Source organism: Polynucleobacter sp. es-GGE-1, assembly GCF_018882005.1.
Classification (GTDB): Bacteria; Pseudomonadota; Gammaproteobacteria; order Burkholderiales; family Burkholderiaceae; genus Polynucleobacter.
Window position 1 is genome coordinate 131460 of record NZ_JACVPE010000009.1, and the last position, 20257, is coordinate 151716.

The following is a 20257-nucleotide window of genomic DNA, read 5'->3' on the forward strand; positions in this document are numbered from 1 at the left end:
TAAGGATAAAGATGGCAAATAGCCTTAAAAAAAAACGCAAGGGAATAATATTGGCCGGAGGCTCTGGTACTCGTTTATATCCAATCACCCAAGCAGTTTCTAAGCAGCTCATGCCGGTGTATGACAAACCGATGTTGTATTACCCAATAACTACTTTAATGTTAGCAGGAATACGAGATATCTTATTAATCTCCACCCCGCATGACATGCCACGTTTTATAGAGTTCCTTGGTGATGGATCTCAGTGGGGTATCAATATTGAATACTGTGTGCAACCTTCGCCTGATGGCTTGGCTCAAGCATTTACTCTTGGAAAAAATTTCATTAATAATCACCCAAGTGCCCTAGTGCTTGGCGATAATATTTTTTATGGCCATGAATTGGTAGCAAATCTCAAAAGTGCGGATGAGCGTGAAAGTGGGGCAACTGTTTTTGCTTATCATGTGACCGATCCAGAGCGCTACGGTGTAGTTGAGTTTGATAAAAATTACAAAGCTATTTCGATTGAAGAAAAGCCAGCACAACCCCGAAGTAATTATGCGGTCACCGGCCTCTATTTTTATGACAACCAAGTATGCGATATCGCCAGCTCAATTAAACCTAGTGCGCGTGGTGAATTAGAAATTACTGATATCATTCGTACTTACCTAGAAAAAGATCAATTAAATATTGAAATTATGGGTCGCGGTTTTGCTTGGTTAGATACTGGCACACATGACTCTTTATTAGATGCCGCCGGTTTTATTGCAACCCTACAGAAGCGCCAGGGCCTTATGATTGCTTGTCCCGAAGAGATTGCATTTCGCCAGGGTTGGATTGATGTCGAGACAGTTCAAAAGGTGGCCTCCCAATTAAGTAAGAACAGTTATGGCCAGTATTTAGTAAAGATTTTGAATGAAATGAAGAGTGGCGCCCAGCCTATTTCCTTGTCTACCAAGAAGGTTGGTTAATGTCTAGCTTGAAACGGCAGCCTAAAATTTTAGTAACACCAACATCAATCTCAGATGTATTGATTATTGAGCCAAAAGTATTCAGTGATGAACGCGGCTGGTTTACTGAGTCATTTAATGCGCGAGATTTTTCAGAGGCAACGGGTTTAGATATTAATTTTGTCCAGGATAATCATTCGTCTTCTCGTCAATTTACGTTACGCGGGATGCACTATCAGTTGGAAAAACAGAAAGGCAAGCTAGTGAGGGTGCTCTCTGGTGCAGTCTTTGATGTTGCCGTAGATCTGCGAAAAAATTCTCCAACTTATGGCAAATGGATAGGTTTAGAGTTAAGCGCAGAAAATCATAAGCAGCTATGGATTCCACCAGGTTTTGCTCATGGATTTCTGGTTCTCTCGCCAACAGCAGAATTCTTATATAAAACAACAGACTACCATCATCCGCAAAGTGAGTTTTGCTTATTATGGGATGACCCCTTGGTAGCGATTCAATGGCCTTTAGCATTAGGCTCTAAGCCCAACCTCAATACTAAAGATTCTGCCGGGCTCTCTTGGGAAGAAGCCCCGAAGTTTTAATGGTTAATCTAAGTGCAACCCCCAAAATATTATTGGTCAAACTCTCCTCTTTAGGGGATGTAATGCATAACCTGCCAATTGTTTGGGACATTCGGGCGCGCTTACCTAACGCACAAATTGATTGGGTCGTTGAAGAAGGGTATGTGCACCTTTTAACCCCGTTACTAAGCAGTGAGGGCTTTAGAGGTGTCGATCGCATTATTCCGTTTGGGCTGCGTCGCTGGAAAAAAGCATTGTTTAGTTTACAAACTTGGAGGGAATTTTTCACCTTCAAGCAGGAGCTTCAAAAAGTTAGCTACGACGTCATCATTGAAACGCAGGGACTACTAAAGTCCGCTCTAGTTTGTATCTTGGCCAAGAAGAGTCCAGATGTTGTGGTGGCTGGTCTTGCGAATGCTACTGAATTCTCTGGATATGAGTCAATTTCTCGCATGTTTTACAGCCAGTCAGTTCAAGTTCCATTTCACTGCCATGCGGTTGATCGCTCGCGTTACGTGACAAGCGCAGCCCTCAATTGGCCGCTCATTAATAGGTCTGAAAAGGTGCAGTTTTATCCTACTGCTTATATAGAGACGATTAATGTTAAAAAATTTTCTGGATTACATAAACCGTACATCTTATTTTTTCATTCCACTGCAAGAGATGCTAAGCGCTGGGCTAATCAAAATTGGATCGACTTAGGAAAGAAATTGGCAAGTCGTGGCTATCAAATTATTCTGCCTTGGGGAAGTTCTGATGAGAAGGTGATTAGCAATCAATTATCAAAACAAATTCCAGGTTCACTGGTTCCAAATGCCTTTTCTATTGAAGAAGCTTTTTCAGTGATTGCCAATTCAGTTTTGGTAGTTGGTGTTGATACTGGCCTGACCCATTTATCTGCAGTATTGAGTAAGCCTACAGTTGAGATTTATTGCGATTCACCAAGGTGGAAGACAGAGGGTTACTGGTCAGATAAGATTCAGAATATTGGTGACATACAAGCTCCACCAACCGTTTGCGAGGTCTCAAAGGCTTCTTTGGAACTTCTCAGCGGAGCAAAGAATTAATTGCAATTAAGTCTTCATCGCTTAATGCAGCAGCTTGGGCTTTCAGTTTGATTGCATTGAGAATAGTACTATAACGAGCCTGCTGTAATTGAGACCTAGTAGTAATTAAAGTATCTAGCGCAATTAAGACATCAATATTAATTAAAGTACCTACTTGGAATCCTAATTTACTAGATTCGAGTGCGGAGTTGGAAGATCGTTCGGCCGCCTCATAAGCTTTAACGCTGGCAAGACCACCATAGAAACCTGTGAAAGCTGCACGCGTATTTTGCGCCGCAGTACGGCGAGCATTATCGTAGTTAGCTTTTGCTGTATCAACTAATGCAGCATTTTGACGAATAACAGAGCTATTAAAGCCGCCAGACACTAAAGGTATTGTCATTTGCAGGGCGACTGTATTGTTGTATACATTGGTATTAGCAGGGGTATAGCTGTTCGGTGTTCCATTTGAAGTGTTGTAGCCACTAGTGCCAACAAAGTTAAGCGAAGGATAGTTCAATGCCTGAGAGGCGCGATAAGTGCTCTCAGCAAGACTAACTGTTAGCTGACCCGCGAGGACATTAAAGTTTGCTGCTTCCGCTTGATTAATCCAGTCATCTAAGTTTTGTCCTGGTGGCAACTGTGGGTTCACGCTTTCGGCAATCGGAATCCCTTTGACATCTTTATTTTTAGAGCGTGGATCTTTCAGCACGCCATCGATTTTTGCTTCCTTAATTAATGGGCGAAGAGGGCCAACCGGCCTTCCTACGAGCTGCTCTAGAACTCCGCGCTTTACCACTAAATCTGCTTGAGCAGCAATTTCTTGAGAATTGGCTAAATCTAGTGCAGCTTGTGCAGTATTAACATCGACAATAGTTGCTAAGCCGGCATCAAATTTTGCTTGTGCAATTTCTAGTTGCTGCTTAATGAGCCCTTTTTTATTGCGATACAACTCAACATTATCTTGGCTAGTAAGGGCATCAAAATAAGCTTGTGAAACGCGAATAATCAAATCTTGCTGCGCTAAATAAAAGCGCATATCTGCAATCTTCGTATTTAAATCACCCTGTTTAAAAGCTTCCAGTGCACCCATGTTAAAAACGGGTTGCGTTAAGGTAACGGTGTAGCTTTTTTGGTCAAAGACGCGTGAATTGCCAGAGCCAGTAGCCACCACGGTGCTTCCTTGACCATGTTGGTAATAGCGCGTTCCACTAGGGGTTGCATTTGCTTGTGGAAGCAATAAAGAGAGACCTTGCCAGAACAACTCTTTACTGGCCTGGTAATTAAAGCGCGCCGCATTTAAGACTGGATCGCTAAATGCCGCCTCTTGGTATAGCTGAATCAAATCAGTTAATTGCCCTTTTTGATTGTTGTTATTAGTGCTATTAACGCTTGATGGCGCAGAAGTGCTAGGTAGAGCAGTTTTACTTGGCACAGGTGCAATTTGAGGCGGCTGCTCCAAGCCTATTAATGTTGAGGCGCTTATTGAGGTCGGTAAAGCGGGCCTTACCGAACCATTAGGGCTTTGGGCAAAGGTCAAAGAGCTCCAAGAATTTAGGCCGAGCGCCTGGCTCAGAACTAAGCCAAAGATGGTCAGTCGAGAAAGGCGAAAGCGTGCTGGGTTCATCAAATTCATCTACTTTAAAGGTGCATGAAGTTTAAGGCTAAATCGCTTTAGAAGGGTATTTGCCCTCAATTTTGCCAAATAAGCTTTGGTAACTTCATATCCCTATAAAATTTGTCCCATGGATCTTATATTGTTACTAAAAGCAGTTATTTTGGGTGTAGTTGAAGGATTTACAGAGTTTTTGCCCATCTCTAGTACCGGACACCTTATCTTGGTTGGAGATTTGCTTGATTTCAATGACGAGCGGGGTAAAGCCTTTGAGGTCATTATTCAGTTTGGTGCTATTTTGGCGGTCTGCTTGGAATTGCGAGAAAAGCTTCTTAAGGTTACCTTGTCTTTAAGTAGTAGCGCTAGCTCCCGTCGTTTTGTTTTGAACCTCTTGATTGCTTCAGCTCCAGCGATGGGTTTAGCTTTTGTATTTGGCAAACACATTAAAGCAGTATTGTTTTCGCCAATCCCAGTTGCTAGTGCTTTTATTGTTGGTGCATTGATTATTTTCTGGGCAGAGCATCGTCAGGAAAAAACTAGTAATACAAATAATCAAATACATACAGTTGATGATCTCTCCTACCTCGATGCTTTGAAAGTAGGTATTGCCCAGTGTGTTGCATTAATTCCAGGCACCTCTCGCTCTGGTGCGACGATCATTGGAGGTATGCTTTTTGGTTTGCCGCGTGCTGTAGCTACAGAGTTCTCTTTTTTCCTTGCCATCCCTGTTATTGGGGGTGCAACTACTTATGAGTTATTAAAGCTTTGGAAAAATCCTGTCACAATTTCTGGTGAATATAGTTTTGCTATTGCTATCGGTTTTATAGCGGCCTTTCTATCTGCTTTTGTTTGTGTGCGCTGGTTAATTCATTATGTCGCGCATCATAATTTCATTCCATTCGCTTGGTATCGGATCATATTCGGATTATTGGTCTTGGGGACATCCTATAGTGGCTTAATTGCCTGGTCACAATAATTACTGAAAGAATTTAGAAGGCTCAATATGGATATATCAATAGACGCAATCACGAATAATATTCAACTGGCTTTAGCCCCAGTATTTTTATTGACTGCCGTAGCCACTCTGATCAATGCGATCTCTGGTCGTTTGGCGAGAACGGTTGATCGTATGCGCACAATTCAGAATGCCTTATATGAGGGTAAATTCAAGGATCAAGAGGCTTTAAAGCATATGGAAGTTGAGGCTAATGAGGCTAAGATTCGTGGACGACTCTGTACCGCCGCCATCTTTTTTGACGTCCTAAGCGGTGTTTTTATCTCTCTTACCGTTCTTGAGCTATTTTTCTTTCAGGCGGGCGCTGTCCGTTCCCTACAGACAAGCTATGTGATTTGGACCTTCGTGCTAGGTCTGATATCCTTCATGACATCTTTATTGATTGTTCTAGCTGAGGTAGTTTATGCCTATAGATCCGCCGGTTGGAGAGCCCCTAGAAATTATTAACACATCTTCTTAATATAAAAATATGAACAAAATCCTCATCACTGGTGGCGCTGGTTTCTTGGGCTCTCATCTCACCGAGAAATTACTCAAAGAGGGTAATGATGTTTTGGTAGTAGATAACTACTTCACTGGCACAAAAGAGAACTTGGCGCACTTATTGCCTAATCCGAAGTTGGAGCTCATGCGTCATGATGTGACATTCCCGCTTTATGTAGAAACCAATCAAATTTATAACCTCGCTTGTCCAGCATCTCCAGTGCATTATCAATACGATCCAGTACAAACAACCAAGACAAGTGTGCATGGTGCCATTAATATGCTCGGTCTTGCCAAAAGGACTCGCGCACGTATTTTGCAGGCTTCCACTAGTGAGGTCTATGGTGATCCGGAGGTGCATCCTCAGCCCGAGGAATACTGGGGTAGGGTCAATCCAACTGGTATTCGTTCTTGCTATGATGAAGGCAAGCGCTGTGCTGAAACCCTTTTCTTTGATTACAACCGTCAACATAATCTAGATATCAAAGTCGTACGTATTTTTAATACCTATGGCCCGCGCATGCATCCAAGCGATGGTCGCGTTGTGAGTAACTTCATAGTCCAAGCTTTGCAAGGTAAAGACATCACTATTTATGGAAATGGCCAACAAACACGCAGCTTTTGCTATGTTGATGATCTCATCGATGCCATGGTCAAAATGATGAATTCTGAACGGGGCTTTACTGGTCCGGTGAATATTGGTAACCCTGGCGAGTTCACAATATTGCAGTTGGCTGAGACAGTTATTAAGCTCTCTGATAGTAAATCCAAGATCATTCATCAACCCTTGCCTCAAGATGATCCTAAGCAACGTCAACCGAATATTGAATTAGCTAAAGCGAAGTTAGGATGGCAGCCAAAAGTCAATCTAGAAGATGGTCTGAAAGAGACGATTGCTTACTTTAAGAAGGTTGTCGCTTAAGTTGATCGAGCAAGTAGCAAAAAAACAAGAAAAACGATTTGAGCGCATTCGCTCATTTGTTTTAAGAGCTGGAAGAACTACCGCAGGACAACAGCGTGCAATCGATGATCTAGGCCCACGCTTTCTGATTCCATATCAAGAGAAGACGCTTAATTTGGTTAGCGTGTTTGAGGAATCTACAAAACCCAAGATTCTAGAAATTGGTTTTGGTATGGGCGAGACCACCGCCAAGATCGCAGCTTTAAGAAGTGAAGACGACTTTTTGGCAATTGAGGTTCACCCTCCTGGAGTTGGTGCCTTATTGAGGCTGATTGGAGAAAACAATCTTACCAATCTGCGCCTGATTCGTCACGATGCTGTTGAAGTTCTTGAAAATATGGTTACCCCAAATTCTTTGGATGGCATTCATATTTACTTTGCTGATCCATGGCACAAGAAGCGTCATCATAAGCGTCGCCTGATTCAAGCTGAATTCGTTAGATTGCTGGTATCTCGTTTAAAGTTTGGTGGATATTTACATTTGGCAACAGATTGGCATAATTATGCAGAGCAAATACTCTTGGTACTCAATGCCGAACCAAGTCTTCAAAATACCTCTAGTCAGCAGATCAAGATCGAAACCTTTGGCGCAGAAGATCTCCCTAAGCCAGAAGAGGTTGGAAAAGAGTTAAATGAATTTAAACCCACTGCTGAGCAATTAAGTGCGCAGCATTTGGGTTATGTTGAGCGACCAAGCTATCGCCCGGTAACGAAGTTTGAAAACCGTGGTATCAAGCTAGGCCATGGTGTGTGGGACTTGGTTTATAAAAAGAAATAAATCCTAGGCGCTACAAGCCAACGCAGACGTATTTCATTTCCAGGTATTCATCCATTCCATAGACGCTGCCTTCGCGACCAAGGCCGGATTGTTTTACACCACCAAATGGGGCAACTTCATTGGAGATAATTCCAGTGTTGACCCCAACCATTCCATATTCCAGAGCCTCTGCAACTTTCCAGATGCGCCCAATATCGCGGCTATAAAAATAGGAAGCTAAGCCAAATTGACTGTTGTTAGCTAATGCAATCACTTCTTCGTCTGTTTCAAAAGGAATAATGGGGGCAACAGGGCCAAAGGTTTCTTCATAGGTAATCAGCATCTGATTATTAACATTAGACAGGATGGTGGGCTCATAGAAGTTCTTTGAAGCACTACTTCTCTTACCTCCTGTAACAAGTTTGGCACCTTTACTAATAGCATCAGCTACATGCTTTTCGACTTTTTCTAAGGCCGCTGCTTCAATCAGTGGTCCTTGAGTAATGCCTGGCTCCATGCCGTTACCCACTTTGATCGCTGTAATCGCTTTGGCAAATTTTTCAACGAATTGATCTTGAACTTTTTTATGGACATAAAAGCGATTGGCGCAAACACAGGTCTGCCCAGAGTTGCGGAACTTGGAGGAGATAGCGCCAATGACTGCAGCATCAATATCGGCATCTTCAAACACAATGAAGGGAGCATGACCACCTAGTTCTAAAGCTATTTTTTTAACCGTTGGAGCGCATTGCTCCATCAGAATACGTCCAACTTCTGTAGAACCTGTAAAGGAGAGGTGGCGCACTGTTGGAGAAGCGCACAGTGTTTTACCAATCACAACAGATTGATTGGCATCAGCGGTAATGATGTTGATGACCCCATCTGGAATCCCAGCGCGCACCGCTAGTTCTGCCAAAGCTAAAGCGGATAAGGGCGTAAGCTCTGCTGGTTTGATCACAATCGTACATCCCGCCGCTAAAGCGGGCGCAATCTTACGTGTAATCATCGCAATCGGAAAATTCCAAGGGGTGATAGCTACACATACGCCGATAGGCTGCTTAAGCACCATCATACGTTTATCACCCCAAGTAGTTGTAGGAATAGAGCCTGCAACACGTTTTGCTTCTTCAGCAAACCACTCAACAAAAGAAGCGCCATAGACTACTTCGCCAGAAGCCTCTGCTAGAGGTTTGCCTTGCTCCAATGTCATGAGGGTGGCGAGATCTTTTGTGTTCTCAATAATGAGATCGAACCACTTGCGCATGATTTGGGCGCGCTCTTTGCCAATCTTATTGCGCCAAGCAGGAAGTGCTTGCTCGGCTACCTTGATAGCCAGTTCTGCATCCTTGCTACCCAGGTTGCTTACCGATGCGATTAATTCATCGGTAGCTGGATTGGTGACTGCAAATGTTTCTTTAGAGTCAACCCATTTGCCATCAATAAAGGCCTGCTCTTTAAATAGGCTAGGATCTTTTAGAAGGCTGCGAATATCAATTTTTTGCATGATGAACTTTTCCGATCAAAAGGGGTACGCACTACTCAGAATGATTTTATCCCTAGAAGTAAAAAAGCCCCATAAGCCTTAGCTTGTGGGGCTGATATCGCCAACTAACTCAATGAACTGATTTATTTCGCTTGGGTTTCAGCTACCCGTAGTTTTTGAGCTAAGAGGTCTAGGACGCCATTGACATATTTGTGGCCATCAGTGCCGCCAAATGTTTTAGCAAGTTCTACGGCCTCATTAATGGCGACTTTGTAAGGCACAGATAGGTCGGCAGATAATTCATAGGTGCCAATTAAAAGAGCGGCATGCTCTACTGGCGATAGCTCATTGATGGGTCTATCAAGCGCAGGCGTAATGATGGCCTCAAGCTCATCAGTATGCTCTAAAACCCCCTGAAAAATACCATTAAATAAATCAAGTTGGCAACGCTTAAAAGCAGGATCTTCAGACAATTGCTTTGAGATTGCTGCACCATTAGGGAGGCTACCTGCACGACGCACAACTAAGCTTTGATACACGCCTTGGAGGGCATATTCACGAGCGCGACGACGTGGCGTCAAGGAGCGTTTTGGGGCTGTAGACTTGGTATCACCATCCTTAGCAGAGTTTGCTTGAGAAGGGTTAAGAGTCGATTTGTTCATATGAACCATTACTCTTCACCAACATTCATTTCGATATCAATATCTGGAGTCAGCGCTAAAGCAAGGTTGGCCATTTCCACAACAGCTTTAGCGCAATCAGCACCCTTCACATTCACACGCACTTTTGCTTGCTCATCGGTATCGCAGGTGAGCACTCCATTGGCAATTGGTAAGCCAGAGTCAATCGAGATGCGCGTAATTCCAGAAGCAGATTCATTGGAGACTAGTTCAAAGTGGTAGGTTTCACCGCGAATCACAGCGCCTAGTGCTACCAGCCCATCAAACTCTCCTGTTTCAGCAAGCTTTTGAAGGGCAAATGGAATTTCGAGGGCACCTGGTACGGTAACTAACTTAATATCTGATTGGGAAACGCCCAAGGAAATTAATTCACTAATGCAAGCATTTGTGAGGGCAACACAATGATCTTCATTGAAGCGTGCTTGCACAATACCAATGCGTAAATCTTGGCCATTGAGATCTGCTTCTAAAACGCCTACAAAGTCATTATTTGAATCGGTCATGATCATATTCCAATAGGATAAATACAGATTACTTGGGCTGATACGGGGTATAGCCAGTAACCTCTAGCTTATAGCCCGAAAGACTAGGTACAGGATTTGGGTTTGCTAATAAGCGCATTTTACCGACACCAATATCTTTCAAAATCTGTGCACCGATTCCGTAACTTCTGAAATCGGTTTTACGAGACAAAGGTTTTTTCACTTCATCTGTAGATTGATTCAATTTCTGAAACTGCGCCAACCAATCTTCGTTGTTGGGTGCGGCAATACCAGCAGCATTCAAAAGAACAGCAACTCCGCTAGGGGCGGCAGCTATCTGCTGCAGGGCTTGTGCTAGCGGCCAAGAGTGATTGCTGACCTTAGCATCTAGAAAATCGAGAACAGTGACGGGTTCATGCACGCGCACAAGGGTTTCTAGTCCTTCGGATGGCTTGCCGTGAACGAGTGCAATATGAATACAAGAACTTGGCGTATCACGATAAATAATGCCTTCAAATTTGCCCCATGGGGTAATAAATTCACGCATTCCTTCGCGCACCACAATGCTTTCATGTTGGCTGCGATACTGAATGAGATCAGCGATGCTGCCAATCTTCAGTTGATGTTCTTTTGCGAATTCCAGTAAGTCAGGTAGACGTGCCATGCTGCCATCATCTTTCATGATTTCGCAAATCACAGATGTTGGTGAGCAACCGGCCATTGCGGCAAGATCGCAACCAGCTTCAGTATGGCCAGAGCGAATCAGAACGCCACCTGGTTGTGCCATTAAGGGAAAAATATGGCCAGGCTGAACCAAGTCACTTGGTTTAGCATTGGACGCAACCGCAGTCTTAATAGTGAGGGCGCGATCTGCAGCAGAGATGCCAGTTGTAACGCCACTTGCAGCTTCAATTGAGACTGTGAAATTGGTGCCCATTGAAGTACCGTTATCACGCACCATCAGAGGTAAATTCAGTTGCTGGCAGCGTTCGCGCGTCAAGGTCAGGCAAATGAGTCCACGACCATGTTTGGCCATGAAATTCACCGCTTCAGCACTGACGTGATCCGCTGCTAAGACCAAATCACCTTCATTCTCACGATCTTCTTCGTCAACGAGAATGACCATCCGGCCGGCACGTATCTCGGCGATGATTTCTTCTGTATGGGCAAGGGCGTTTAGCATAGCCCTCTATTTTAAGCTGAGCAGGCGCTTGTCTTTATCCTCCGGGGCCAATCTTCCGCTTTTCTGACAGGAAGAGCCTCTGAATGCTGTTTCGGCGCCTATCGAAGCCCTAGAAAATGGCGTATGCGCTCAGAATCACCAAATGGATTCATCCTGCTAGAAGTTTTGGTAGCAATGAGCCTCATTTTGGGGGTTTGGATGACTTCCATTGGCGCTTATCAGGGTTTGGCTCTTCGGCTCAATCAGCAAGAAAGCAAGCATTCACAACTGAGGCAGGATTTAGACGCGTATGAGCTCGCTGAGCAAGTGAGAGCCAATAGCAGTCAAAATAAATCTCCCAGTATCCCTAACACTTTTTCTAAGGGCTTGAAGAATGAATCTTCTCGAGTGTCTAGTCGCAATCGCTCTTTGCGTTCTGTTGCTAAATCCACTTTTGAAAACGAGCGCTGATCTGTTCGTCAAACAAATCAAGTATGAAAAAACGCACACCTTGACTACTGAAGCAGAGCGCGCCCTAGAGTTAATTGGCCGCGCGCTTCGAATGGCTGGTTATCAAAATATTAAATCTATCCATCAAAAAATTGATCAGAAAAATTCAAACCTAGCAGTTGAAATTCAGAAAAGAAGTGGTTACCAGGGATCAGATTCTTTAGTCATCAGGCATCAGTTATCTGATGGTGTTGATTTTGATTGCATTGGGAATGTTTTAACAAGTGATCGAACAAAAAATAACTTAGCTCTTCAAGGTTTTCTAGTGGATAGACAGGCTAGTTTGCCTAAGGGCGCAAAGACTAATGGCGGCTCGCTCCTGTGCCAGTCATTGGATCGTCAAGGACGTATTCAAAATACAACTTTGATGAATGGCATCAATTCCTTTAGGGTTGAGGAGTTAGGAAGCCATTCAAGGCTAGGGCAGCGGGCTTTTAAGATCAAGCTTCAAATGACTGATGGCGCTTCAATTCAGAAGGATTTTGAGCGAATCTTCACTACCAGAAATCTTCCATGATTTTGGCTTGGGTTATTTCATTATTGCTTTTGTGTTCGTCTTTGATTGTGTATCTAGAGCGATTGACAGTCTTACGCATGATTCAGGTGCAGACTATCGAGCATGCGCATGAAAGATTTATAACAGCAGAAAAATCAGTTTTAGAGTGTGAAAACAATATCACTAACTTATCTGCATTAACTGAAAATAATTGCTTTATTCAACCTGCAGGAAAAAACCAATGGTTAATTTCTAGTAAAGAGATGCCAACTATTCAAGTGCACGTCTTGGTGAATGAAAAATCAGGTGTGGTGATACGACTAAATTGGCGTCAAGCATTTGAATAAAGATCATCACCTTGAATCAGGAGCAAGCTTGCTGGAGTTAATGGCGGTAGTTTTAATCCTTGCCATCTCCGCAACAATCACGATGCCACTGTTACAGGAGCAAATTACTATTCGTGAAATTGAATCAGTGGCCAGAAGATTTATTGCGCATGCCCAATTTGCTCGTCAGCAAGCCTTACATCTCGGTGAGCCTGTAAAAATAGAGCCTCTCTCGAATAGGTCTTGGGAGGACGGGTGGAGTATTAATAGTGGCTGCATTGGCAGGAGTCCCAAATCTACTTGCGTCGATAAAACATGGATCTCGCATGGCAAGACCGATCCGATTTTTTTTAAGGGTGGGGCTAGGCACTTTATTGATCCACATACAAGCAAGATAGGGATTCTTTTTAATGCTGCCGGAGCCGCCAAGACGGCTCAAGGTGGATTTGTTGCTAATCGTCTGATCTTGGGTCATCAGAGGGTTTCTGGCTTAGAGCGCCAGCTGATACTGGGTAGTGGTGGTCGATGGCGTATCTGTGACCCAACTAGGGATGCAAAGCGCTGCCATTGAATGGTTTAATAGACCCATGTATACCGCTGTTGATTACCAATGGATGGGCGAGGCTTTAGCCGAGGCTCAAAAAGCACTTTATTTGGCTAACCCTAATCCGCGGGTGGGTTGTGTCATTGTTAAGGATGGGCAAGTCATTGGTCGCGGATTTACTCAACGCGTTGGTGGTCCGCATGCAGAGGTTCAAGCAATCTCGGATGCCAGAGCAAATGGGAAGGATCCTATAGGTTCCACGGTCTATGTCACTTTAGAGCCATGTAGCCACACTGGACGCACACCACCATGTGTTGATACTTTGATTGCCGCAAAGCCAGCCAAAGTGATTGCTGCAATGACTGATCCAAACCCCCTAGTTGCAGGAAATGGTTTGAAAAGGCTGACAGCGGCTGGTATTGAGGTGCAATTTGGATTGATGGAATCGGAAGCCAAAGCCTTAAATCGTGGATTCATATCCAGGATGACTCGTGGTCTGCCATGGGTACGTTTAAAGATTGCCGCAAGTCTAGATGGAAAAACGGCCTTGCCGAGTGGTGAGAGTCAATGGATTACTGGGCCGCTCGCGAGGGCTGATGGTCACCACTGGCGTGCGCAAGCTTGCGCCATTGTTACAGGCGTTGGTACGGTTAAAGAAGATGATCCCGCTCTGAATGTGCGAGATGTTGAAACTCAACGTCAGCCATGGCGGGTTATTGTTGACTCTAAATTGGAAACACCCCCTCAAGCCAAGATTCTGAATAAGGCAGATCAGTCTGGTGTCATCATTGTTTGCGCAAATCTTGATACGCCAGAGGCACAAGAGAAGGTAAAAGTATTTGCGATAAAAGGTATTGAAGTCATCGCTATGGCTAATGCTCATGGAAAAGTAGATTTACCAAAGCTATTTGCTTTTCTTGCGCAAGAGCGTGAGATGAATGAAATCCATGTGGAGTCAGGTTTTAAGCTCAATGGCTCCATGCTCAGAGAAAACTGTGTAGATGAGCTCTTGCTTTATTACGCTCCATTCTTGATGGGTGAAGGTATTGGTATGGCAAATATCCCTGCTTTATCCTCATTGAAATCACGGCAAGATTGGCACATCATGGATCAGAGTTTAATTGGCTCTGATCTCAGGCTCAGGTTAATCAAGTCTTAATCAAGATTTCAATCAGAAGAACTAAAATCACCCATATGTTTACAGGAATCATTACTGCCGTTGGTCAAATCAAAAGTGCTCAATCTAAGGGCGATGGTCTTCATCTAATCGTTGAAGTTCCATCGGGATATTTGGATGATGTAACTCTAGGCGATAGTATTGCTATTCAGGGTGCTTGCATGACAGCAACCCATTTAGAAGGTAATACCTTTGCTTTGGATATCTCTCGAGAGTCCCTAAATAAAACGGTTGGCTTACATAAAGTAGGCCCAGTTAATTTGGAAAAGGCACTCCGACTCAATGATCGTCTTGGCGGTCACTTGGTCAGTGGTCACGTTGATGGAGTTGGCAAAGTCGCATACTTTGCGCAAGTCGCTCAAGATGCATATGGGTCTTGGTTATTGCAAATTGAGGCACCAAAAGAATTAGCCCCGTTCTTAGCTTATAAGGGCTCTATTGTTGTCAATGGCGTCTCACTTACTGTAAATAAAACGGAAGATAGTGCCAATGCTTGTGTTGTTGATATGAACTTGATTCCACATACCTTACAAAGTACAACTCTTGGAAACTTAAAGCAAGGCGATGCAGTGAATTTGGAGATTGATCTGATTGCGCGTTATGTTGCGCGTATGCTTGAGAGTCAATCTCAATAGGCTTAAACAAGCCTATTTTGTTTTTATTTAGTTTTGCGATAGCGCGTTGGGTCGACAACATTAGCCTGCTTAAAGCCCTCCTGTCTTAGACGACAAGACTCACATTCACCACAGGCTTCACCCAAATCATTAGCTTGATAACAGGATACGGTTTGTGAGTAATCTACGCCAAGAGTGCTTCCTAGTTGAATAATTTCTGCTTTAGTGAGTTTGATGATGGGCGCATGAACTCGAAAGCGATTTTCATTATTGATTGCCTCTACACCAGCCTTAGTCGCTAGGTTGGCCATCATTTCGAAAGAGGCAACGTATTCAGGGCGGCAATCGGGGTAACCTGAGTAGTCGACTGAATTTGCACCATAGAAGACATCCAAACCACCAAGTGATTCTGCCCAGCCTAAAGCGAGAGATAGCAAAATCGTATTGCGTGCTGGCACATAGGTAACTGGGATTTCTAAATCTTTGCCTGGAGTCGTTGGTATAGCAATGGATGAGTCGGTTAGGGCTGAACCACCAAAACGGGTTAAATCTAGATTTACTACTTCATGACGAGTGACGCCAATTTGCTTAGCAATATGTTTTGCTGCAGCTAGTTCAGAAGAGTGACGCTGACCATATCCTACTGATAGAGCATAGGGTGAGTATCCTAAGTCCTTGGCTAATGCGAGCACTGTAGTGGAGTCTAGGCCACCAGAAAATAAGATCACTGCAGGGGCACCAGACTTGCGTGGCGCGAGACTCTCAAATGCCACAGACAACTTAGACATGAAGCTTGGGCATTCGATTATTTGGTAGCGACGAGCAGTTGCTGCGCATCCTTGGCTGCATCGGTATCGGGATACTTTGCAATGATTTCGCTAAAGGTTTTCTTGGCCGCTGCTTTGTTGCCACTCTCTAATTGAGAGTTGCCCAATGTCACCATTGCAGCGGGAACACGCGGATGGTTGGGATATCGCTTAATCAGACTTTGAAGTTGGCTAATAGCACCCGCGTAGTTTTTATTTGCGTACTTACTATTGCCACTCCAGTACAGCACAAGAGGAAGGAAAGGGCTTTGCGGATATTTAGCGCTAAATGCAGAAAATCCTTCATCTGCTTTTTTAAGATTGCCTGCCTGGAATGCTTTTAGAGCATCGTCATACGCTTTTTTCTCACCAGGTTGCACTGTGCCACTCAGACCTTCAATTGTGACTGTACGTGGCTCAAAATTACCTAAGCGGGTATCTAAATCTTGGTAGTAAGTTTTTTGGCTAGATGAGATGTCATCACCTTGCTTTTCAAGCACTTCCACTTTGCCACGTAGTTCTGCATTCTCAGCCTTGAGCTTATCAATTTGACTTTGAAGTTCAAGTTGCGTGGTAGCTAAGGATTTACGTAGATCCAGAATCGCTTTGCGAGCCTCATCATCTGAGAATAGGGCCCAAGCGCTATTCGAGGTACTTAAGCAAACTAGTGCAGCACTTAAACAAAACGCTCGTGAGAGCGTTTGTTTAAAAGTATGTGAAGAGTGAATCATTTAGTTCGTAATGTAAATAATGTCAGCACGACGGTTTTCTGCCCAGGCTGCTTCTGAATCGCCTTCAGCTTTTGGCTTCTCTTTGCCAAAACTAACGGCTTCCATTTGATTATCAGATACGCCCATTAAATTGAGTGATTTACGAACAGCATCAGAGCGGCGTTGACCTAATGCTAGGTTGTACTCAGCTGTACCACGATCATCTGTATTGCCTTGAATAATGATCTTTTGATTTGGATTGGCCTTTAAGTATCCAGCGTGTGCAGACAACATCTTCTGATATTTGGTCTGAACGGTGAACTCGTCAAAACCAAAGTAAACGCTTTTATCAAAAAGTGGACTCTTAGGATCATTCCAAGGTTGGGAGCCAAAGTTACCACTGCCGCTACCGTTGGCACTATCAATATCATCTAATTTCACGCTCGAGCAAGCTACCATCAAAAATGCAGTTGCACCAATCAGGGCAAGTGTGGCTGCACGGCGTGCGATAGAAACTTTCATGATTTTCCTTTTCCTACAAACTTGGTAATGAATTTGATACGTAATTCAGTTGGCATATAGCCTATAGTTAATATTATGCTCCCAAGACCATCAAAAGTGCCTATTTCACCCTGAAAAAATGTGTTTTAGTCCATGAAAGGACCCCAGGAAGGCTGACGTACATCAGACCCCGGGATGCTTAAAACTTGCTTAGAATTGCCGTCTACTGAAACGGCTGCAAGGACACGTTTGCCATTGACCTTGGTTGAGTAAAGGACATAGCGACCGTTGGCTGCAAATGATGGAGATTCATCGCTCGTACCATCGGTTAATGCTTGGGCATCCCCTGTCGCCAGGTTCAGAATATAGAGTCGATAGGCTCCACCAATATTGGCGATGTAAGCTAAATATTTTCCGTCAGGAGATATTCTGGGTGAAGTCACAAGGCCTTGCTTGAAGGTAACGCGTTTGGCGCCTTCAACTTGTTCACCGTCTGCACTCATTCGATAGATCTGGGGATTGCCACCCCGATCACTGGTGAAATAAATATAACGACCATCCGTTGAGTACTGTGGCTCAGTATCAATCGTGCTGCCACGAGTTAAGCGATGCAGTCCGGTGCCGTCGGCATTGATGCCATAGATTTGGGTGTTGCCATCTTTAGAAAGTGAGATCGCCAATCTTCTGCCGTCAGGCGACCAAGCTGGGGCGCTGTTATTTCCTTTTTGATTTGAAAGTGAAATGCGTCGACCAGTAGCAAGCTCATGAACATAAATCACTGGCTTGCGATCTTCAAAAGAAACATAGGCGACTTTCTTGCCATCGGGTGACCATGATGGAGAAATAATCGGTTCGCTACTATTCATGGCATTACGAATATTTTGACCATCTGCATCAGAGATGACTAAGCGATAGCGCTTGCCATCTTTGATGACATAAGACAGGCGAGTAGAGAAGACGCCACGTTCGCCTAAGAGTTTGAAAATAATGTCATCTGCAATTTTGTGTGCTACTGCGCGTAGATTATCTGCGCTAGAGTTTAGATTCAAGCCACCAAGACTTTGCGACTTGCGAATATCAAATAGCCTATAGCGAATCTCAAATTGTTCGTTACCAGTCTGTGTGACTGAACCAACTACGAGGGCATCTGCACCACGCGCTGCCCAAGACTTATAGTTTGGTGCATCGTCAGCACTTTCTGCAGCATTGCCGTTCTCGGTATTTTTAAAGTAACCACTACGTGCCAAGTCTTGGCGAATAATTTCAGTAACGCTAGTAGGTAATTTGTTTTCATCTTTAAAGCGCATCACGGCAATAGGGTAAAGCGATTGTCCAACGCCAGTGATTTCAATATTCATCATTTGAGCAAATACTGGACTTACAACACCAAGAGTTAAGGCAGTCATTACAACAATCAAGATATGTAATTTAAAAATAACTATTTTTATTGGCTGCAACATGCTTTAGTCCTTGAGTTTGAATGTCAGCGAGATTTCGCGTTGTGGAATTTTGCCATTGTCATCCTTGGGCAGACTTTCTGCGCGAGAGAGTGCCAAGAGCACTGCACGATCCCAATCATTATTACCGCTAGAAGTTAAAACACTCGTACTCATAATTGCCCCATCTGGAGCAAGGTTGACCTTAATAACAGCCGCTGGGTTGCCACTGATAAATTCTTGGTTAAAAACGATGAGCGGTCTAACTTTCTTATTGATTCTATCTTTCCAGCCAGGGGGCGCATTTCCGCCACCACCAACACCGCTTCCGACTTTGCCACCACTACCCCCTTCAGCGCCAGCGGCAGCTCGTAGCCTTGCTAATTGATCAGCGCGAACTTTTTCTGCAGCAGCATTTGCTTTAGTCTCAGTAGGGGATAGTGCTTTAGGGGCCTCTGTCTTTTTGGGGGGCTCTTCTTTCTTCGGTGGAGAAGGCTTTACCACTTTTGTTGTTTCTTTAGCCGCCTCTTTTTTAGCCGCCTCTTTTTCTACTTCCTTTTTCTTGACTGCAATATCAGCAGCCTCTTCTTTCATGACTGTTTTGAGTTCAGGCTCAGACTTAGTTGCTACTTGAGGTGCGGAGTCCCATAACTCGACTTCAACCCCAGAAGGGGTAGAGTTGTTCCAACTAATGCCGATGACTAAAAAAGCAAGCAAGCCTAGATGTGCAATTAAAGAAAACGTAAATGCACGCTTAGTGCTTTCCTCTTTAGTAAAGCGTCCCCGCTTAAATGAAGAATGAGGTGATTGAAAAGTAGATGCGCTATTCATAAAGAAATAGAAGTTAGATCTGCGTCTTACTGACTCTTGACTGCTAGACCAACACGCTTGACGCCATTTTCTTTGAGTTTAGACATGACATTCATCACAGTTTCATATTTGATGGACTTATCTGCAGCCAGTACTACTGGTTGCTCAGCAGATTTCTCAGCTTGCGCTCTTGCAAATGCACCAAGCTCAAATGGGTTCAGTGTCTGAACAGGCTCACCATCTTTGCGAACGATGACATTTTCGCTGGCATCAATCGTCAGAAAGACAGGTGGTAATGATTGCACTTTAGCGCCACCCACGGTTGGTAGGTTGACTACACCTGGATTTACCATGGGTGCGGTGACCATAAAGATCACCAGCAAGACCAGCATCACATCAATGTAAGGAACGACATTAATATCGGACATTGCCCGACGTTTTGATTTGCGCAAAGAAGATCCGGCCATAGCTGATTAGCGACCTGCAGTTTGTCGTTGCAAGATATTCGTGAACTCTTCGATGAAAGTTTCAAAGCGAATTGCAAGGCGATCTACATCTGTCGCTGCGCGGTTGTATGCAACTACCGCAGGAATTGCTGCGAATAAACCAATAGCAGTTGCGACGAGCGCTTCAGCAATGCCAGGAGCTACTGCAGCTAAGGTCGCGTTCTGTACATTCGCTAAACCACGGAATGCATGCATGATTCCCCAGACCGTTCCAAAAAGACCGATATAGGGTGATACAGATCCTACGGACGCCAAGAATGGTAAGTTGGCCTCTAAGGTATCCATTTCGCGTTGGTAAGTAGCCTTCATTGCACGACGGGCGGCATCGATTTCACGCACTTTCATGAACTCTTGCATCCCAGCCTCGAAGATATGTTCCAGGACTGCGTCACTGCGAGTATTGCGCTGTGATGCCTCTAAAAGGGTTTTGAGATCACCGCCAGACCAAAAATCACGTTCAAAGCGTTCGGTGTCTCGTCTTACGCAACGCAAAACAGCCGTTTTCTTGAAAATAATGGTCCAAGAGGCAATAGACATCCCCAGTAATAACAACATTACCAACTGTACTAATAGGCTGGCATTGAGGACGAGGGAAAGGAATGAGAGGTCTTGTGTGGTGGTCATGATGGATTT

25 protein-coding genes are annotated in these 20257 nt (G+C 44.2%); 13 read left to right on the forward strand and 12 right to left on the reverse strand.

The window, feature by feature from the left end; all coding sequences use genetic code 11:
• The first annotated feature begins 11 nt into the window (after window positions 1–11).
• Genes rfbA through waaC form a run of 3 tightly spaced genes read left to right on the forward strand, consistent with a single transcriptional unit; the run spans window position 12 to window position 2571 of the window.
• Entirely contained in the window at window positions 12–950 is a 939-nt protein-coding gene (gene rfbA, locus ICN35_RS08390; protein WP_216126473.1) for a glucose-1-phosphate thymidylyltransferase RfbA, read from the forward strand.
• Window positions 950–1525, forward strand: coding sequence for a dTDP-4-dehydrorhamnose 3,5-epimerase (gene rfbC / locus ICN35_RS08395; RefSeq protein WP_216126475.1), 576 nt, complete (start codon window positions 950–952; stop codon window positions 1523–1525). Before rfbA ends, rfbC begins: the two co-directional genes overlap by 1 nt.
• On the forward strand, window positions 1525–2571 hold the full coding sequence (gene waaC / locus ICN35_RS08400) for a lipopolysaccharide heptosyltransferase I (protein ID WP_216126477.1): 1047 nt from the start codon (window positions 1525–1527) through the stop codon (window positions 2569–2571). Before rfbC ends, waaC begins: the two co-directional genes overlap by 1 nt.
• On the opposite strand, the gene ICN35_RS08405 is transcribed toward waaC, so the two are convergent.
• Window positions 2552–4186: a TolC family protein gene (locus ICN35_RS08405; RefSeq protein ID WP_255535770.1), complete on the reverse strand. Its 1635-nt coding sequence runs from the start codon at window positions 4184–4186 to the stop codon at window positions 2552–2554. The genes waaC and ICN35_RS08405 overlap by 20 nt on opposite strands.
• A gap of 109 nt (window positions 4187–4295) precedes the next feature.
• On the opposite strand from ICN35_RS08405, the gene ICN35_RS08410 reads away from it, so the two are divergent.
• From ICN35_RS08410 to trmB, 4 genes are read left to right on the forward strand one after another with little or no spacing between them, the layout of a single operon-like run.
• Window positions 4296–5141, forward strand: a complete 846-nt coding sequence (locus tag ICN35_RS08410) for an undecaprenyl-diphosphate phosphatase (protein WP_216126480.1) — start codon at window positions 4296–4298, stop codon at window positions 5139–5141.
• 27 nt (window positions 5142–5168) lie between these two features.
• Window positions 5169–5627 carry a DUF2721 domain-containing protein gene (locus tag ICN35_RS08415; RefSeq protein WP_216126483.1) on the forward strand — a complete coding sequence of 153 codons (459 nt, stop codon included), beginning with the start codon at window positions 5169–5171 and terminating at the stop codon, window positions 5625–5627.
• Window positions 5628–5649: 22 nt separating this feature from the next.
• A complete protein-coding gene (locus ICN35_RS08420) occupies window positions 5650–6585 on the forward strand; it encodes a UDP-glucuronic acid decarboxylase family protein (protein ID WP_216126486.1) in 936 nt (311 codons plus the stop codon).
• Window position 6586: 1 nt separating this feature from the next.
• Window positions 6587–7402 carry a tRNA (guanosine(46)-N7)-methyltransferase TrmB gene (trmB, locus tag ICN35_RS08425; RefSeq protein WP_216126488.1) on the forward strand — a complete coding sequence of 272 codons (816 nt, stop codon included), beginning with the start codon at window positions 6587–6589 and terminating at the stop codon, window positions 7400–7402.
• Between the two features lie 10 nt (window positions 7403–7412).
• Here the strand turns inward: trmB and ICN35_RS08430 are convergent, their stop codons facing one another.
• The 4 genes from ICN35_RS08430 to ribBA all read right to left on the reverse strand — a co-directional run bounded on the left by ICN35_RS08430 (window position 7413) and on the right by ribBA (window position 11209).
• Complete coding sequence (locus ICN35_RS08430) at window positions 7413–8885, reverse strand: NAD-dependent succinate-semialdehyde dehydrogenase (RefSeq protein WP_216126491.1); 1473 nt, start codon at window positions 8883–8885, stop codon at window positions 7413–7415.
• A 122-nt stretch (window positions 8886–9007) separates the two neighbouring features.
• Entirely contained in the window at window positions 9008–9526 is a 519-nt protein-coding gene (gene nusB / locus ICN35_RS08435) for a transcription antitermination factor NusB (RefSeq protein WP_255535771.1), read from the reverse strand.
• Window positions 9527–9534: 8 nt separating this feature from the next.
• A complete protein-coding gene (ribH, locus tag ICN35_RS08440) occupies window positions 9535–10047 on the reverse strand; it encodes a 6,7-dimethyl-8-ribityllumazine synthase (protein ID WP_216126493.1) in 513 nt (170 codons plus the stop codon).
• A 28-nt stretch (window positions 10048–10075) separates the two neighbouring features.
• A complete protein-coding gene (gene ribBA / locus ICN35_RS08445) occupies window positions 10076–11209 on the reverse strand; it encodes a bifunctional 3,4-dihydroxy-2-butanone-4-phosphate synthase/GTP cyclohydrolase II (protein ID WP_216126495.1) in 1134 nt (377 codons plus the stop codon).
• Between the two features lie 123 nt (window positions 11210–11332).
• On the opposite strand from ribBA, the gene ICN35_RS08450 reads away from it, so the two are divergent.
• Genes ICN35_RS08450 through ICN35_RS08475 form a run of 6 tightly spaced genes read left to right on the forward strand, consistent with a single transcriptional unit; the run spans window position 11333 to window position 14876 of the window.
• Window positions 11333–11659, forward strand: coding sequence for a hypothetical protein (locus tag ICN35_RS08450; protein WP_216126497.1), 327 nt, complete (start codon window positions 11333–11335; stop codon window positions 11657–11659).
• Window positions 11660–11699: 40 nt separating this feature from the next.
• Window positions 11700–12215 carry a hypothetical protein gene (locus ICN35_RS08455; RefSeq protein ID WP_216126500.1) on the forward strand — a complete coding sequence of 172 codons (516 nt, stop codon included), beginning with the start codon at window positions 11700–11702 and terminating at the stop codon, window positions 12213–12215.
• On the forward strand, window positions 12212–12541 hold the full coding sequence (locus ICN35_RS08460; RefSeq protein WP_216126502.1) for a hypothetical protein: 330 nt from the start codon (window positions 12212–12214) through the stop codon (window positions 12539–12541). The genes ICN35_RS08455 and ICN35_RS08460 overlap by 4 nt, the downstream gene beginning before the upstream one ends.
• Window positions 12534–13091 (forward strand): Tfp pilus assembly protein FimT/FimU, encoded by a 558-nt coding sequence (locus ICN35_RS08465; protein ID WP_255535772.1) that lies wholly within the window; start codon window positions 12534–12536, stop codon window positions 13089–13091. Before ICN35_RS08460 ends, ICN35_RS08465 begins: the two co-directional genes overlap by 8 nt.
• Window positions 13092–13107: 16 nt before the next feature.
• A complete protein-coding gene (gene ribD / locus ICN35_RS08470; RefSeq protein WP_216126790.1) occupies window positions 13108–14223 on the forward strand; it encodes a bifunctional diaminohydroxyphosphoribosylaminopyrimidine deaminase/5-amino-6-(5-phosphoribosylamino)uracil reductase RibD in 1116 nt (371 codons plus the stop codon).
• 35 nt (window positions 14224–14258) lie between these two features.
• A complete protein-coding gene (locus ICN35_RS08475) occupies window positions 14259–14876 on the forward strand; it encodes a riboflavin synthase (protein ID WP_216126504.1) in 618 nt (205 codons plus the stop codon).
• A gap of 23 nt (window positions 14877–14899) precedes the next feature.
• Here ICN35_RS08475 and queC read toward each other — a convergent pair whose 3' ends face one another.
• From queC to tolQ, 7 genes are all read right to left on the reverse strand, one after another.
• Window positions 14900–15643: a 7-cyano-7-deazaguanine synthase QueC gene (gene queC, locus ICN35_RS08480; RefSeq protein WP_216126506.1), complete on the reverse strand. Its 744-nt coding sequence runs from the start codon at window positions 15641–15643 to the stop codon at window positions 14900–14902.
• A 17-nt stretch (window positions 15644–15660) separates the two neighbouring features.
• Window positions 15661–16392: a tol-pal system protein YbgF gene (gene ybgF / locus ICN35_RS08485; RefSeq protein ID WP_216126508.1), complete on the reverse strand. Its 732-nt coding sequence runs from the start codon at window positions 16390–16392 to the stop codon at window positions 15661–15663.
• A complete protein-coding gene (gene pal, locus ICN35_RS08490) occupies window positions 16393–16893 on the reverse strand; it encodes a peptidoglycan-associated lipoprotein Pal (RefSeq protein WP_216126510.1) in 501 nt (166 codons plus the stop codon). It abuts the gene before it with no gap.
• 125 nt (window positions 16894–17018) lie between these two features.
• Complete coding sequence (gene tolB / locus ICN35_RS08495) at window positions 17019–18332, reverse strand: Tol-Pal system beta propeller repeat protein TolB (protein ID WP_370625676.1); 1314 nt, start codon at window positions 18330–18332, stop codon at window positions 17019–17021.
• Window positions 18333–18335: 3 nt separating this feature from the next.
• Complete coding sequence (gene tolA / locus ICN35_RS08500) at window positions 18336–19139, reverse strand: cell envelope integrity protein TolA (RefSeq protein WP_216126512.1); 804 nt, start codon at window positions 19137–19139, stop codon at window positions 18336–18338.
• Between the two features lie 26 nt (window positions 19140–19165).
• Window positions 19166–19585 carry a protein TolR gene (gene tolR / locus ICN35_RS08505; protein WP_215319615.1) on the reverse strand — a complete coding sequence of 140 codons (420 nt, stop codon included), beginning with the start codon at window positions 19583–19585 and terminating at the stop codon, window positions 19166–19168.
• A gap of 6 nt (window positions 19586–19591) precedes the next feature.
• Window positions 19592–20248 carry a protein TolQ gene (gene tolQ / locus ICN35_RS08510; protein ID WP_216126515.1) on the reverse strand — a complete coding sequence of 219 codons (657 nt, stop codon included), beginning with the start codon at window positions 20246–20248 and terminating at the stop codon, window positions 19592–19594.
• Window positions 20249–20257: the final 9 nt, after the last annotated feature.

Coding starts and splice junctions, on each gene's coding strand:
- rfbA (WP_216126473.1), top strand. CDS start 12: ATGGCAAATAGCCTTAAAAAAAAACGCAAGGGAATAATATTGGCCGGA.
- rfbC (WP_216126475.1), top strand. CDS start 950: ATGTCTAGCTTGAAACGGCAGCCTAAAATTTTAGTAACACCAACATCA.
- waaC (WP_216126477.1), top strand. CDS start 1,525: ATGGTTAATCTAAGTGCAACCCCCAAAATATTATTGGTCAAACTCTCC.
- ICN35_RS08405 (WP_255535770.1), bottom strand. CDS start 4,186: ATGAATTTGATGAACCCAGCACGCTTTCGCCTTTCTCGACTGACCATC.
- ICN35_RS08410 (WP_216126480.1), top strand. CDS start 4,296: ATGGATCTTATATTGTTACTAAAAGCAGTTATTTTGGGTGTAGTTGAA.
- ICN35_RS08415 (WP_216126483.1), top strand. CDS start 5,169: ATGGATATATCAATAGACGCAATCACGAATAATATTCAACTGGCTTTA.
- ICN35_RS08420 (WP_216126486.1), top strand. CDS start 5,650: ATGAACAAAATCCTCATCACTGGTGGCGCTGGTTTCTTGGGCTCTCAT.
- ICN35_RS08430 (WP_216126491.1), bottom strand. CDS start 8,885: ATGCAAAAAATTGATATTCGCAGCCTTCTAAAAGATCCTAGCCTATTT.
- nusB (WP_255535771.1), bottom strand. CDS start 9,526: ATGAACAAATCGACTCTTAACCCTTCTCAAGCAAACTCTGCTAAGGAT.
- ribH (WP_216126493.1), bottom strand. CDS start 10,047: ATGACCGATTCAAATAATGACTTTGTAGGCGTTTTAGAAGCAGATCTC.
- ribBA (WP_216126495.1), bottom strand. CDS start 11,209: ATGCTAAACGCCCTTGCCCATACAGAAGAAATCATCGCCGAGATACGT.
- ICN35_RS08450 (WP_216126497.1), top strand. CDS start 11,333: ATGCGCTCAGAATCACCAAATGGATTCATCCTGCTAGAAGTTTTGGTA.
- ICN35_RS08460 (WP_216126502.1), top strand. CDS start 12,212: ATGATTTTGGCTTGGGTTATTTCATTATTGCTTTTGTGTTCGTCTTTG.
- ribD (WP_216126790.1), top strand. CDS start 13,108: ATGTATACCGCTGTTGATTACCAATGGATGGGCGAGGCTTTAGCCGAG.
- ICN35_RS08475 (WP_216126504.1), top strand. CDS start 14,259: ATGTTTACAGGAATCATTACTGCCGTTGGTCAAATCAAAAGTGCTCAA.
- queC (WP_216126506.1), bottom strand. CDS start 15,643: ATGTCTAAGTTGTCTGTGGCATTTGAGAGTCTCGCGCCACGCAAGTCT.
- ybgF (WP_216126508.1), bottom strand. CDS start 16,392: ATGATTCACTCTTCACATACTTTTAAACAAACGCTCTCACGAGCGTTT.
- pal (WP_216126510.1), bottom strand. CDS start 16,893: ATGAAAGTTTCTATCGCACGCCGTGCAGCCACACTTGCCCTGATTGGT.
- tolB (WP_370625676.1), bottom strand. CDS start 18,332: ATGTTGCAGCCAATAAAAATAGTTATTTTTAAATTACATATCTTGATT.
- tolA (WP_216126512.1), bottom strand. CDS start 19,139: ATGAATAGCGCATCTACTTTTCAATCACCTCATTCTTCATTTAAGCGG.
- tolR (WP_215319615.1), bottom strand. CDS start 19,585: ATGGCCGGATCTTCTTTGCGCAAATCAAAACGTCGGGCAATGTCCGAT.
- tolQ (WP_216126515.1), bottom strand. CDS start 20,248: ATGACCACCACACAAGACCTCTCATTCCTTTCCCTCGTCCTCAATGCC.